Origin of the sequence: Streptomyces gobitricini (genome assembly GCF_039532985.1) — a bacterium.
Taxonomy (GTDB): Bacteria; Actinomycetota; Actinomycetes; order Streptomycetales; family Streptomycetaceae; genus Streptomyces; species Streptomyces gobitricini.
Genome location: NZ_BAAASR010000007.1, coordinates 1 through 12,539 on the forward strand (window position 1 = coordinate 1; position 12,539 = coordinate 12,539).

The 12,539-nt window shown below is 73.7% G+C and carries 11 protein-coding genes; 5 read left to right on the plus strand and 6 right to left on the minus strand.

The annotated features are described in order from the left end of the window. Positions 1-1,062: 1,062 nt before the first annotated feature. Positions 1,063-1,932 carry an SGNH/GDSL hydrolase family protein gene (locus tag ABD347_RS07200; protein ID WP_344357925.1) on the plus strand — a complete coding sequence of 290 codons (870 nt, stop codon included), beginning with the start codon at positions 1,063-1,065 and terminating at the stop codon, positions 1,930-1,932. A gap of 436 nt (positions 1,933-2,368) precedes the next feature. Here ABD347_RS07200 and ABD347_RS07205 read toward each other — a convergent pair whose 3' ends face one another. The 3 genes from ABD347_RS07205 to ABD347_RS07215 all read right to left on the minus strand — a co-directional run bounded on the left by ABD347_RS07205 (position 2,369) and on the right by ABD347_RS07215 (position 5,716). Then, positions 2,369-2,569 carry a hypothetical protein gene (locus tag ABD347_RS07205; RefSeq protein WP_344357928.1) on the minus strand — a complete coding sequence of 67 codons (201 nt, stop codon included), beginning with the start codon at positions 2,567-2,569 and terminating at the stop codon, positions 2,369-2,371. Positions 2,570-2,989: 420 nt separating this feature from the next. Then, positions 2,990-4,603 carry an adenosine deaminase family protein gene (locus ABD347_RS07210; protein WP_344357930.1) on the minus strand — a complete coding sequence of 538 codons (1,614 nt, stop codon included), beginning with the start codon at positions 4,601-4,603 and terminating at the stop codon, positions 2,990-2,992. Between the two features lie 108 nt (positions 4,604-4,711). Further along, positions 4,712-5,716, minus strand: coding sequence for an asparaginase (locus ABD347_RS07215; protein ID WP_344357933.1), 1,005 nt, complete (start codon positions 5,714-5,716; stop codon positions 4,712-4,714). 144 nt (positions 5,717-5,860) lie between these two features. Here ABD347_RS07215 and ABD347_RS07220 point away from each other — a divergent pair, with 144 nt between their 5' ends. Further along, a complete protein-coding gene (locus ABD347_RS07220; RefSeq protein WP_344357936.1) occupies positions 5,861-6,316 on the plus strand; it encodes an Lrp/AsnC family transcriptional regulator in 456 nt (151 codons plus the stop codon). A gap of 86 nt (positions 6,317-6,402) precedes the next feature. On the opposite strand, the gene ABD347_RS07225 is transcribed toward ABD347_RS07220, so the two are convergent. Continuing rightward, positions 6,403-7,629, minus strand: a complete 1,227-nt coding sequence (locus ABD347_RS07225) for a hypothetical protein (protein WP_344357939.1) — start codon at positions 7,627-7,629, stop codon at positions 6,403-6,405. Between the two features lie 471 nt (positions 7,630-8,100). On the opposite strand from ABD347_RS07225, the gene ABD347_RS07230 reads away from it, so the two are divergent. Continuing rightward, on the plus strand, positions 8,101-8,511 hold the full coding sequence (locus ABD347_RS07230; RefSeq protein ID WP_344357942.1) for a hypothetical protein: 411 nt from the start codon (positions 8,101-8,103) through the stop codon (positions 8,509-8,511). 64 nt (positions 8,512-8,575) lie between these two features. Here the strand turns inward: ABD347_RS07230 and ABD347_RS07235 are convergent, their stop codons facing one another. After that, the gene (locus ABD347_RS07235; protein ID WP_344357945.1) at positions 8,576-9,322 is read right to left on the minus strand and encodes a nucleotidyltransferase domain-containing protein; all 747 of its coding nucleotides are present in this window, start codon (positions 9,320-9,322) and stop codon (positions 8,576-8,578) included. 164 nt (positions 9,323-9,486) lie between these two features. Beyond that, entirely contained in the window at positions 9,487-9,849 is a 363-nt protein-coding gene (locus ABD347_RS07240) for a DoxX family protein (protein WP_344357948.1), read from the minus strand. A gap of 119 nt (positions 9,850-9,968) precedes the next feature. Here ABD347_RS07240 and ABD347_RS07245 point away from each other — a divergent pair, with 119 nt between their 5' ends. Both ABD347_RS07245 and ABD347_RS07250 read left to right on the plus strand, forming a co-directional pair. Further along, positions 9,969-10,880, plus strand: a complete 912-nt coding sequence (locus ABD347_RS07245) for a LysR family transcriptional regulator (RefSeq protein WP_344357950.1) — start codon at positions 9,969-9,971, stop codon at positions 10,878-10,880. A gap of 908 nt (positions 10,881-11,788) precedes the next feature. Further along, positions 11,789-12,394: a DJ-1/PfpI family protein gene (locus ABD347_RS07250; RefSeq protein ID WP_344357953.1), complete on the plus strand. Its 606-nt coding sequence runs from the start codon at positions 11,789-11,791 to the stop codon at positions 12,392-12,394. Positions 12,395-12,539: the final 145 nt, after the last annotated feature.

Below are 12,539 nucleotides of genomic sequence, written 5' to 3' on the forward strand. Positions count from 1 at the left end.
CGGCGGGCGGTGAGCGGCGGGCGGCGGGCGGCGGGCGGTGAGCGGCGGGCGGCGGGCGGTGAGCGGCGGGCGGCGGGCGGTGAGCGGCGGGCGGCGGGCGGTGAGCGCAGGGTGGTCCGCTGAACGGGACGTGCCCCGGAGCTGCCGGCGAGGCCGTACGGTCACAACCCACCCAGGCCACCGCCACCGGCAGCGTTCCGAAAGCGGTCGTCGGCGGCCGCGGCCCACCGAGGGTCGTCCGCCCGCGGCCGTCGACGCGACGCGCGGCACATGGGGCCACCACTCAAGGGGGCCGGGGTGTCTCCTCCCATCCGACGACGGGCGGCCTTCCCGGCGTGCGGCACCGGTCGCGGCCGGATCGAAGCCGCAGGAGGACCGCCACAGTGCCGCCGGCAGGGTGAAACCGAGCGCCGCAACGGCCCCGGCGGGACGCCGTACTCCCGGAGGCGCCGTGCGGGGCCCGCGGCAGCCGGGCACATCGCTCTGGCGGTGGCAGCGCCGAGGCGGGACCACCCCGACGGTCACGCTTCGATGGTCGGATGCATCGGCTCCGGAGGAAGGGCGTCTCCGCGCTCGTGAAATGCCGGAGCACCGGAGGGGGATCCGTATCGGCGGCCACTGCGATCCGGCGCATCGTCGCCCTGGGGGCCCCTCGCCCCGGAACAGGCGGGCAGCTGCTGAGCGGGTCGCCTCGCGATGGGTGGGACCGGGCCCCGGGCTGTGGCATGCGCCCGAGAGGGCCACGCCCCACCGGCCCGGCGGCAAAGGGTGGTTGAGGCCATCGCGGCGGTCGGAACCGGCGGCGGGGAACGGTCGTCGGAGTTTCAAGAAGTTCGGTCACCATCGTTGACGCCGACCCGGCGGCGCCGCCACATTACCTATCGGTAGTACCCGGCGGTCATCCCGCCACGGGTACTCCGGCGCCGGTGCCGTGCGCGCCGTCGCCCGCCCCGCAACGATTCCTGGGCACCCTCTCGCCCGAGGCGCTTCTCCAGCGTGAGGGGACGTCGTACCGAGGCACCGTGCCGCCCCCCCGCACCGCTCCCCGACAGGAGAGAGCACATGCCGAAGCCTGCCCGTGATGTGATGGCCGCGTCAGCCCTGGTCGGCGCGCTGACCCTCGGTCTCACCGGCGCCACCGCCGCACACGCGACGCCGACCGTGGACTACGTCGCCCTCGGCGACAGTTACAGCGCCGGTTCGGGCGTCCTCCCCGTGGACCCCACCAACCTGCTGTGCCTGCGGTCCACGGCGAACTACCCGCACGTCATCGCCTCCCGGACAGGTGCCCGGCTGAAGGACGTGACCTGCGGAGGCGCCCAGACCAAGCACTTCGGGGAGGCCCAGTACCCGGGAGTCGCCCCTCAGTTGGACGCCGTCTCCACCGGCACGGACCTGGTGACACTCACGATCGGCGGCAACGACAACAACACCTTCATCAACGCCCTGACGACCTGCGGCTCCGCGGGCATCCTCAGTGGCGGGAAGGGGAGTCCCTGCAAGGACAAGAACGGCGGTTCCTTCGACGACCAGATCGAGAAGAACACCTATCCCGCCCTGAAGGCCGCGCTCCTGAGCCTCCGCGCCAAGGCCCCCAACGCCCGGGTAGCGGCGTTGGGCTACCCCTGGATCACACCCGCCACCGCCGATCCGTCCTGCTTCGCCAAGCTCCCGGTCGCCTCCGGTGACGTGCCCTACCTGCGTGGCATTCAGGCGCATCTCAACGCCGTCGTCAAGCGTGCGGCCGAGGAGACCGGAGCCACCTACGTGGACTTCTCCCAGGTCTCCGAGGGCCACGACGCGTGCAAGGCCCCCGGAACCCGGTGGATCGAGCCGCTCCTCTTCGGACACAGCGTCGTGCCCGTCCACCCCAACGCCCTAGGGGAGAAGCGCATGGCCGAGCACGCCATGTCCGTCCTCGGGCTCGGCTGACCCGGCAGCCTTCTCGGCCCGTGGTGGGCCCGTGGGCCCCCACCGGGCGGGCGGCGCGGTCGGCACGCCCGGTGCGGGCGGGCCCCGGCCGGGGCGGCGGTCCGCGGCCCGCCCGGCCGCCCGCGCGGGGTGACCCCGCCCCGCCCTCACCGGCGATCTGCCGCGAGTGCCGCGCGTCCTGCCGTCCCGATCCGGCCCCGGCCGGACCGGTGGCAGGGTCAGCCGTGAGGGCCCGAGGGGCTCGGCCGCGGGCCGGGCCCCAAGTGGCGGCGGGTGGTCGGCTGCTGTCCCGCTTCCCGGGCGGCAGGGGCCGCGGCCGGTCCGGCCGCGCGTTCGGCGATGGTCCGGCCGCGCTGAGCACGGCCGTCGTCCGGCGCGGGGACGGGATCGGGTCGCGGGCCGGGGCCCAGCGGGCGGCGTGTCGTCGTCACCTACGTCAGTCTGTCAGGGTGTGTGCGTCGAGGACGCCCCGGTCCCTCAACTCGTCCAGGTCGGGCAGACGCAGGCGCTGCAACGGGCCGGTGTCGAGGTCCGCCTGAGCGGCGCCGATCCGGCGCCGGGACATGTCCTTCGGGCCGGTGCCCCGTGCGGACGTGGTGGGGCCGGTGGCGAGGAGACGGCGTATGTCGGTGGTCACGAGCGATCATCGTAAAGCGCCGGGCCGTACGGTTCGAAGGAATTTCCGGCCCGCGCCTTCTGGCCGGGGCGTCGGTGGACACGGCCGGAGGGACGGCGGGCGGGGTACGAGGGCGTCGCGCCCGGCGGTCATGGCCCAACGGTGGGCGGCAGTCCAGCAGGCGAAGTCCGCGATGAGGCTGCGCGCGGCGGAGGATCCCGTGCCCGGCGCCGCCCTTCCCACGGTCACAACGGCCGTCCCGCTCCGAGGGGAAAGGCAGAAAACCTCCGTACACCGTCCCGTGCCCGATGCCCACGCCGGATCGGGACCGCGCCACCCGCTCCTCCCGCGAGCTGGCCCGAACGCCGGGGGGCGGGCCAGAGGGCAGCACCTGCCACTCCTCGCCGTACGGGCGCGGAGCCGCGCCGCCGGTCGTGGTGGCTAGGGCCTGCGGGCGGAGTGCACGGTGCGTTCGAAGGTGTGGAACGCCTCCTCCTGACGCCACTGCACCGCCGCCTTGGCGCTGGAGCGGAGCAGTTCACGGCATTCGGGTCCGGGCGTGCCGGCGCCGGGCCGTACGCCGCGGCACGAGGCGGTCGGACGGTACCCGTCACGGGTGGGATTGCCCTGCCACAGGCTGGTGCCGGGGAGGAACGCGTACTCCAGGCTCGCGCGGGCCAGGTCCTTCAGCTCGCGGTAGGAGAGGTCGTAGGTCCGGGCGGCGTACTCGTACTCGTGGCTGATGTCGATGCGGGAGACACCCGGATCGTCGGTGGCCAGCACGACCGGTACGCCGTGGCGGCGGTAGGTCTCGAAAGGGTGGTCGTGCCCTCTGACCCCCAGGATCTGGGCGTTGCTGGTGAAAGGCACCTCGACGGCGATCTCCCGGGCCGCCATGGTGCGGGCGGTCTTCCGCCAGTCGTCCTCGTGGACGAGGGACACCCCGTGGCCGATCCGTTCGGCGTGGGCGACACCGACCGCCTCGCCGATGTGGAACGTCAGGTCCTTCGGTTTGACCAGGCCCGGCCACAGCTCACCCGCGTGGAGAGTGAGGTGAGCGCGCGGGTACACCCCGCGCAGATGGGCCAGCATCCGCATGTGTGACCGATAGCCGGCCGTCGACCGCTCGGCGTCCTCGGGCTGGACGAGGTTGACCGCCACGAACCGGGGGTCGCGCTCGGCCAGGCGCATCCCCAGCGCCATCTGTGTGAACACATGCTCGGAGGAACTCTGGCGGTACACCTGCGAGATGAAGCGCACCGGCAGACCGCAGGCCGGCCGGGCCTCCGGAGTGCCGCAGTGCGCGGCGGCACGGAACTCGCGCTCGGCGTCGTCCGCCTCCTTCCGGGCGTGGGCCACCAGTCGGTCCAGCCGTCCGCCGGAGGTGAGCCTGCCGTGCAGCCGGTCGGGATCGCTCTCCCGGCCGACCTCGGAGGCGAGCGCCTTCGCGGCTTCGGCCGCCGGGGTCACCATGGTCTCGAGGTAGAACTGGTTCTGTGCGGCCACCTCGTCGGCGACCTGGGCGAGCAGCCTGCCGCGATGCCGCTCGGCCACCTTCTCGAACTTGCCGAAGGTGGCGAAGAAGTGGTCGTGGCCGTTGCCGTCGGCGGGGAAGTCCCACATGGACCAGGCCCGGACGATCGCGTCGTGGAAAGCCCGGTCCCGGCGGGCGTCCGCCGCGGGACGGGCGCCCGGACCGCACGGCGGTGCGACAGCGGTCATGGTCGACATATCGACGCACAAGCCGTCTTCGGCGGCCAGTTCGATCAGGTACTCGGTCGCCACCGCACCCCAGAGGTGGTTGTGCAGGTCCCCGCCCTTGGGCAGCCGTTCGAAGAACCGCCGGAGCAGCCGCGGGTCGTGGCGGACGGCCTTGAGACGGGCGTCCGCGCGCAGCTCACCGGGCGTCGCCACGCCGTACGACGTCCTCTCCCCGGCCGGCCGGGCTGAGGCGACCGGGCCGCCGGCCCACAGGGGCGCCGACAGCAGGGAGCACAGGCATGCCAGGGCAACGAACCCGTGCGGGCGGGGCAGCCGGAAGCGGGGAAACGTCATGACGGCATGATCGCCATCAGGGCGTGGTCGCGTCCGGCTCCCATGACGTGCGGGGCGTCGCCGTCACCCGGTCGGCCGCCGGGCCCACCCGCCGTCGTGACCGATGGGTCAGGTCCGGGCCGGCTCGGCGGGGACGGGCTCGCCCAGGGCCTGGCGCAGGATCCGTACACGCTCGTCGGCGTCGGCGGTCGCGAGCACGGCGGCCAGGACGGCGACGCGCGCCTGCCCGGCGCGCAGGAGGCCGGTGGGCACGGCGCCCGCGGCGACGAGGTCGACACCGCCGCCGTGGGTGTAGATCTGGGACACCGGCCCGGCGTGGACGCGGGTGGTCAGAGCCACGAGTACGCCCCGGGCCGTGGCGGCGGCGACGGCCGACACCATCTCGGGGGTGGCGTTCCCGGCACCGGTGCCGACCAGGACGACACCCTGGGCCCCCGCCTCGACGGCGGCGTCGAGCAGGAGCGGGTCGCCGTCGGCGTGGTGCATCACCATGTCGACGCGGGGCCGGTTCTCCGGTACGCCGGGGAGGGCCAGCGCGGCCGGCCGCAGGGGGCGGCGCCGTACGGAGACCTTGCCGAACCCGATGTCGGCGAGGTGGGATCGGGACGGGTCGGCGAAGGCGTCCGCGCCGACGGTGTGCGTCTTGACCGTGCCGCGCGCGGCGTGCACTTTGCCGTCGAAGGCCACCAGCACCCCGAGGCCGCGGACGCGGGCGGCGGTGAGCAGGGCGTCGTGGAGGTTGCGGGGCCCGTCGCCGTCCTCCGCGTCCAGCGGCAGCTGGGCGCCGGTGAACACGACCGGGCGCGGGTCGTCGTGGTACAGGTCGACGAGGAACGCCGACTCCTCCAGGGTGTCGGTGCCGTGCGTGACGACGATGCCGTCCACCTCCGGATCGGCGAACACCTCGTGCACGGTACGGAGCAGAGTGAGCTGGTGCGCGGTGGTGAGGCGCGGGCTGTTCACGCTGAACAGGTCCACCACCTCGATGGTGATCCCCTCGGGTACGGCCGCGGTCGCCATGACCTCCTGGCCCTGCGCGTCGGCGGCGAAGCCGGATCCCTGCCAGCGGCTGGCTATCGTCCCGCCGGTGCTGATGACGACGATCCGTTTCACAGTCCTGTCCTCTTCCCGTCCTCTTGCTCGCGCCACGGCCCCGACGCTCACCCACCAGTTCGAGCGCAATGATAGGAGAGAGAGCGCGCAATCGGATCTCGTACATGACCGCGTACGGCTGTTTTCCTGGTGGATAATCGCGTCGTGGACGAGATCGATCGCGCAATCTTGCGTGAGCTTCAGAACGACGGCCGGCTGAGCAACCAGGAGCTGGCGGCCCGTGTGGGCCTGACCCCCTCTCCTTGCATGCGGCGGGTAAGGCAACTGGAGCAGGACGGGATCATCCGGGGCTACCGTGCGGTGATCGATCCCGACGCCGTGAACCGGGGCTTCGAGGTCCTGGTGTCCATCGAGGTCAAGCGCGACCGCGAGGTGGTCGAGGAGTTCGAGGCGGCGTTGCAGGACATCCCGGACGTCATCGAGGCGTACCGGCTGTTCGGCAGCCCCGGCTGCCTGCTGCGCATCGCGGTGGCGGACCTGCGCGCCTACGAGCGGCTGTGGATCGAGAAGCTGACGTCCCTGGCCGGTGTCACGGAAGTCAACTCCCAGATCATCATGAAGCGTGTGAAGGAACCGCGCGGCCTTCCCATCGACGGCTGACGGGCCCGGCGCCGCATGCCACTGCCGCTGAGCCGAACGAGCCGTTGCTCCCCGCAGCGGGTGCCCGGCTCCCCGAGCGCGGCGGATCAGCGGAGTTCGACGGTGATGCCGACGCGGGCGAGCAACCGCAGGACGTCCTCGAAATAGGGTGTCTCGCCCGCCGTGTCCACGCTGACCGGGGCGAGTGCGCGCCGGGCCACCCCGGCGTCGTGCCAGACCAGCGTGAACGGCGTGGGTGGCCGCTCGCCACCGCACGGGCAGCCGCGCAGAGTGACCCAGCACTGGTGGTAGTGGCCGCCGGGGCCCGCGACCGCCTCGCCCAGCGCGCACTCCAGCGCGGACACATCGGTGACGTGCCGCCCGTCGAGGTGCCGCACCGGGTCGGGCAGCGGCCGGCCGGCGTCCCGGCGGGCAGCGGCGAAGGCGGCCCACTCGGCCCGGCCCTCGGGCGGGAACACGGCCCACGTCCCGCGCTCGGCCGGCGGCCCCTCGAACCAGGCGTCCCACACCGGGCGGACCGCCGGCGCGGGCCGGTCACGAGGGCCCTCGCTCAGCCACAGGTCCACCAGGGCCCCGCCGAGCACCGACGGGCGGGAGGCGACCACCTGCAACGACATGTGCTCCTGCGAGCGCATGACGCGACCGGACCGGTCAACGGCGAGCAGCGTGACCCAGTCGCCGTCGGCGCGCGGGCGCACCAGCCGGCGCAGCAGACGCTCACCGGGTTCGCAGCCGATCAGTCTCATCGGCGGCAGGGAGGGCAGGGGGCGCCCGGCGTACAGGCCCTCGATCCGACGGCACTCGCCCAGGCCGGCGCCACCCGCGCCGTTGAACAGCAGCCAATGGGCGTCCTCGGGCTCGGCGTGGTGCCACACCGGGCCGTCGACCTCGGCCTCGACGGTCACGTCGACCAGCGCCGCGTCGAGGGCGGAGGGGCGGCAGTCGAGCAGGACGGGGTCCACCAACTCCCAGTGGTGCGTGTCGTAGGCGTGGGAGGGATCCGCCTCGGGGCCCGCCCCGGCCACGGCGAAGTCCACGATCACGGCGAGTTGCCCGAGGCCGGCGGGCCCGACGGGACCGCCCGGTTCGACAGCCCCGTGACGGGCGCGTTCGACCGCCTTCAGCAGCCGCCCGGTCGGGGCGCAGCCCATGAGGGTCAGCCGGTCCCGGCGCGGGGCCGGATCGACGAACATGCCGTCGGCGTCGGCGCAGCGCGCGAAGACGATCAGTTCACCGTCCCATTCCTCACCGCAGAGCACGTACTTGAGCGGAAGCTCACGCTCCCAGGCCCAGACGGCATCCTCGTCCAGCACCGCGTCCGTACCCCCTCGCTCATGTGTCGCGCCCGCTCACCGCCCGCTGAGCCTGCCACGTCGGGGCGGCGCTCAGGACGGCGGGGCACTGGTCGGGCCGATCGGCCCACCGCCCGGCCCTGCGGGCCCCGGATCCGGTGCACCGTCCGTCTCGTTGGACCGACGGGGCGGACACCGCGGAGTGCGGCGCCGCCTCGTGCTGGACCTCACGGTTCCGTGACCGGACCGCCTCTGCCGGAAGGCCGGTTGCGCAGCCTGCGGTAGCCGTAGTCGCGGAAGGAGCTGTCGGCTCGGCCACCAGCCCGCGCGTGGCGGTGACCGGCCCGCGCCCGTCGGACCACCACGCGAGCACACGCCTCTGCCGTTGTGACCGTCGGCTCGGGCCTTGCCGTCGCGGCGTGAGTACCTCGGCACGGATGCTGAGTACGCCGGCGGATGTGGCCCCGCGCCGCCGCCGCTGGAATGGGAACCATGATCTCTGACGTACCGCGGCGCGTGAACATGCAGCACGTCGCCGACACGGGTGCCGCCCTCGCCGTGGCTCTGCTGCCGCTGGCCGCCGCCGTACTGCTGGCCAAGACGGTGGCCGGTGACCCGTTGGCGCCGGTGAACACCCTCATCACCAGCGGTGGGCAGCGCGCCCGGTTGTCACCGTCGCAGTGGCGTGGGTGTGGCAGGACGGCACTGTCCGAGTGGAAGGCCGGCGCGCGGACCACCGGTACTCACGCTCCGGGCCGCGTGTGGCGTCGTGAAGGGCGGCGCCGTGACGGACACCCGTCGGCCGGGGTGCGGGAAGTGTGGGTGGACGGCTCTTCGCCGAGGCGCGGGAGCCGGCGGCCGGCGCCGGGCCCGAAGAACACGACCACCCTCGCCGGCGGCTGAGGCCGGGTGATCGACGGGCCGGGCGTCCCGCGCTTCCGACGCCCCCACGCCCGTGGGACCCGCGTCAGCGTCCGGCGGCAGCCGCCACCGAGTCGGTACCGCCGGGCCAGGTCCGGCGGTACCCCTCGCGGAGAGGGCCGCCGACGAGGCCGAGGATCTCCGACGCGGCCTCGAACAGCGCCGTGGGATCGCCCGCCTCACACGAGTGAAGGTGTCCGCGCAGCAGGGCGGCGCCACGCCGTGCGTCCGCTTCCATGAGACGTCGCGGCAGCCACTTCCCGCTGCCGAGCCACGCCTGGTGGTGGTCGCAGAGCAGGTCCGCCGCGGAGTTGACGACCAGTCCGGCGACGGCCAGCCGCTCGATGGTGTCACTCGTGTCAGCCAGGTCGTCCAGCGCGTCCGTCAGTCCGTACCGCCTGGTTTCGACGGCCCCGGGTGCGAGCGGCGGCGGGCCTTCGCGCAGGTCCGCCTCGGCCAGGCGGCGGACGTGACGGGCCTCTCCGTTCCTGTCGACCAGAACGAGCCCGGACACGTACATGCTCTGCATGACCGCCCGTCGTGCGGCGACGTCCGCGGCGAACAGTGCGGCCAGACCGGCGCGGGTGTGGACGAAGAGCTCCACGACGCGCCCCTCGAACCGGATGGTCTCCCGGCGAGTGACACCGCCGTCCTCGATGAGTACCGCGATGTCCAGGTCGCTGCCGGGGGTCGCCCGCCCGGTGGCCGTGGACCCGGCGAGTACCACGGCCAGCGCATCGGGAAAACGCTCATCGACGAGTCGTCGCGCCTGTTCGGCGGGGTCGGCCTGCATGCCGGCCAGAGTGCCAGGGACCGCTCTCGACGGCGAGTGGATTCATGACCACAGCCCTGAAGGCACCGCCCGCCCACCACAGGAGCACCCGCGCGAGCGGGTGGGGAACGCGGCCGGGCCCGGCCGGAACAGTCGGGCCGACGGCACGCCGACACCGCCCGCCGTCAGGCAGACGAGGGGAGAGCGACGGCCAGGACGAGGGACGCCGCGGCGAAACCGAGAAACGCTCCGGGGCCGGCGATGTTGCGATAGACCCGGGCACGGATGTGTGCGACCACGGCGCCCACGAAGAACAGGACGAGCCCCGCCGCGGCGGCCACGCCGACGGACCGGAAACCCAGGAGCCCGAGCAGGAGACCGGCGGCACCGGCCGCCTTCAGCCCGGCGAGCCACGGCAGCCAGGACACCGGAACGTCCACCTCGGCCGAGTTGGCGAGAACGAACCGTGCCTTCGAGAAGTCGGCGACGGCGATCCCCGCGTTGGCAACGAGCGTGATGACGGTGACGACTACGTAGGCGACGAACACACGCCTCTCCTTCGGCTGAGCACGCGGTCGGTGTGGGCGAGCCGGTGGTTTCGATCAACTCGGCAAGCGTCACCGAGCCCGGCCTCGTCGTCCAATAGCCGCGGCTATAGCGTGCGGGCATGGATGTCGACACCCGGCTGCTGCGCTCCTTCGTCGCCGTCGCGGAGGAAGGGAACCTGTCCCGTGCGGCGGAGCGGTTGTTCATCTCCCAACCGGCGCTGACCAAACAGATCAAACAACTCGAGGCCCGGCTCGACGTGCCCCTGTTCACGCGGTCGCGGACCGGCATGACCCTCACCGGTCCGGGCGAGGCGCTGGCGGCGCGGGCGGCCGCCCTGCTGGCCGAGTGGGACCGGATGACGCGGGAGGCGCGGAGTATGGCCGGGCGGGCGACCCGAGTGCTGCGCGTCGGCTTCCTGGCCAGCGCGGCCAACGAGGCGACCCAGCTCATCGTCGCGGACTTCGCCGACAGTCGGCCCGGCTGGCGCGCCGACATGCGGCAGGCCGCCTGGTCGAACCCGTCCGCCGGCCTCGCCACCGGAGACGTCGACGTCGCCTTCGTGCGGTTGCCTTTCCCCGGCCAGAACAACCTGCGCGTGGAGGTGCTGTTCACCGAGCCGCGCTGCGTCGCGCTTCCCTCGGCACATCCCCTGGCCGCGCGTGATGCCATCCCGTTCCGGGAGCTGTGGGACGAACCGTTCGTGGCGGCCCCGCCCGAGTCGGGCCCGTGGCGGGACTTCTGGCTGGCAACCGGCGAACGCGACGGCCGCCCCGTCCGGATCGGAGCCGTCACCGACCAGCCCGACGACTGGCTCAACGCGATCGCCAACGGCTACGGCGTCGCTCTCGCCCCCGAGTCCGCCACCCGCTACTACGCCCGCCCCGGCATCACCTACCGCCCCGTCGTCGGCGTCAGCCCCAGTCAGGTCGGCATCGCCTGGTCAAAGGCGGTCGACCGCGACCCCGTCGTCCAGGACTTCGTCCGCTGCTGCCTGCGCCGTACACACCGGCAAGGCGACACCGCCGACTGACCGCGCCGGACGAGTACGGCCTCCATCCGGCCGATGTCCCGGCCGGGCGCCCTCGGCCGGCGAGGACGACCGGACCGCTCTGCGGCTGAGGCCCGGGCCGAGGACGACCGCCCGTTCGGACGCGTCGAGCGCACTGGTCCTCGCCGTCCAGCCGCCGACCGGCGGCGACCGGGCGCAGAACGCGGCCCGCCCCGACACCCCGGCCCCCGGGTGCACCGGAGCAGGTGGCCGAGGAGCGCGCGCCCGCTGCCCGCACCACCGTGTGGCGACCGCGCACGTCAGCCGTGCCCCGCCGCAGAGCGGGCGGCCCTTGGCGTGCCGCCCGGTTGCGCCGGCGCGGCGGGCAGCGCGTCACCGGTCTCCGGCCGCGGGTTCGCGTGGACGAACCAGTCGGGCATGCCGGTCCGCCGGGCTCCGCCGGCTCCGTCCGCAGCCCATGAGTGGAGTCCCCGACGACGACCAGCCCCGGCCCCTCCCGGAGGCAGTGGTGTGCGCCGGGGCGCACGGCGACCCCGGTACGCATGCGCTCCCACCGGTCCATAGCGGGCCCGCCCCGACACCGGCACCGGCGCCTGGCAGCATCTTGCGCCTCATAGGCACTTCTTCCCATGGAGTCGGCCGCTGTCTCCCGGAAGACTGGACGCGTCCTCACCGTCCGTGCCATCGACTACCAGCGCCAGGGCGCCGCGCCCAGGCGCCGTTCCGGAGAAAGCGCGTGCTCCGGAGAACACGCGCCCACCACCCCCGCTCGGAGACCCGCCGGGATGTCCGCACGCGAGCGGTGGTTCAGGACCGTGACCCCGGGGCGAAGCCACCGTCGTGGGGCCCGGCGACCGGTGCCCCACCGCCGCCCCACACGTGACGGGCAACCCGCCCGCCACCCACCCCGGAGACTGGAGCAGCGAACCATGACGACCTACGGAATCCTCCTCTTCGACACCGCGGAGGAACTCGACTTCGCGGGCCCCTGGGAGGTGCTGACCACCTCGTCCGACCTGCGCGACGGCGCCGACACCACCGTGCTCATCGCCGAGCGGACCGACCCGGTGCGCTGCGCCAAGGGCATGCGGGTCCTGCCGGACCACACTCTCGACGACCACCCGCCGCTGGACGTGCTGCTGGTCCCGGGTGGCAGCGGTGCCCGGGAGATCGAGCCGCACAACCGGCGGATCACCACCTGGATAGCCGAAAGGTCCGCCCGGAGCGCGTGGGTCGCCGGAGTGTGCACCGGCGTCTTCCTGCTGCACGCGGCCGGGCCGGCCCAGGGGCGCCGGGTGGCGACGCACTGGCAGTACGAGGAGGCGCTCGCGGCACGCGGCGACGTCACCGTCGTGCGTGACGCCCGCTATGTCGTCGACGGCAACCTGCTCACCAGCCAGGGAGTGTCGGCCGGTATCGACAGCACCCTGTGGCTCGTGGGCCACCTGCACGGGCGGGACCATGCCCGCTCCGTACGGCGCGCCCTGCAGTACGACCCCGCGCCCCCTTATCTGGCTGACGAACCACTGGTCTGACGACCAGGAGCCTGCGGGCCGGGGCGCACGGGGGAGCGAGCGAGGATGCGGGACAGCCGGGCCGCACCGCACCGCACCGCACCGAACCGCACCGAATGGTGCCGCACCGTGCCGGCTCGGCGGCCGCCGGGGGCGTCCGGACCGG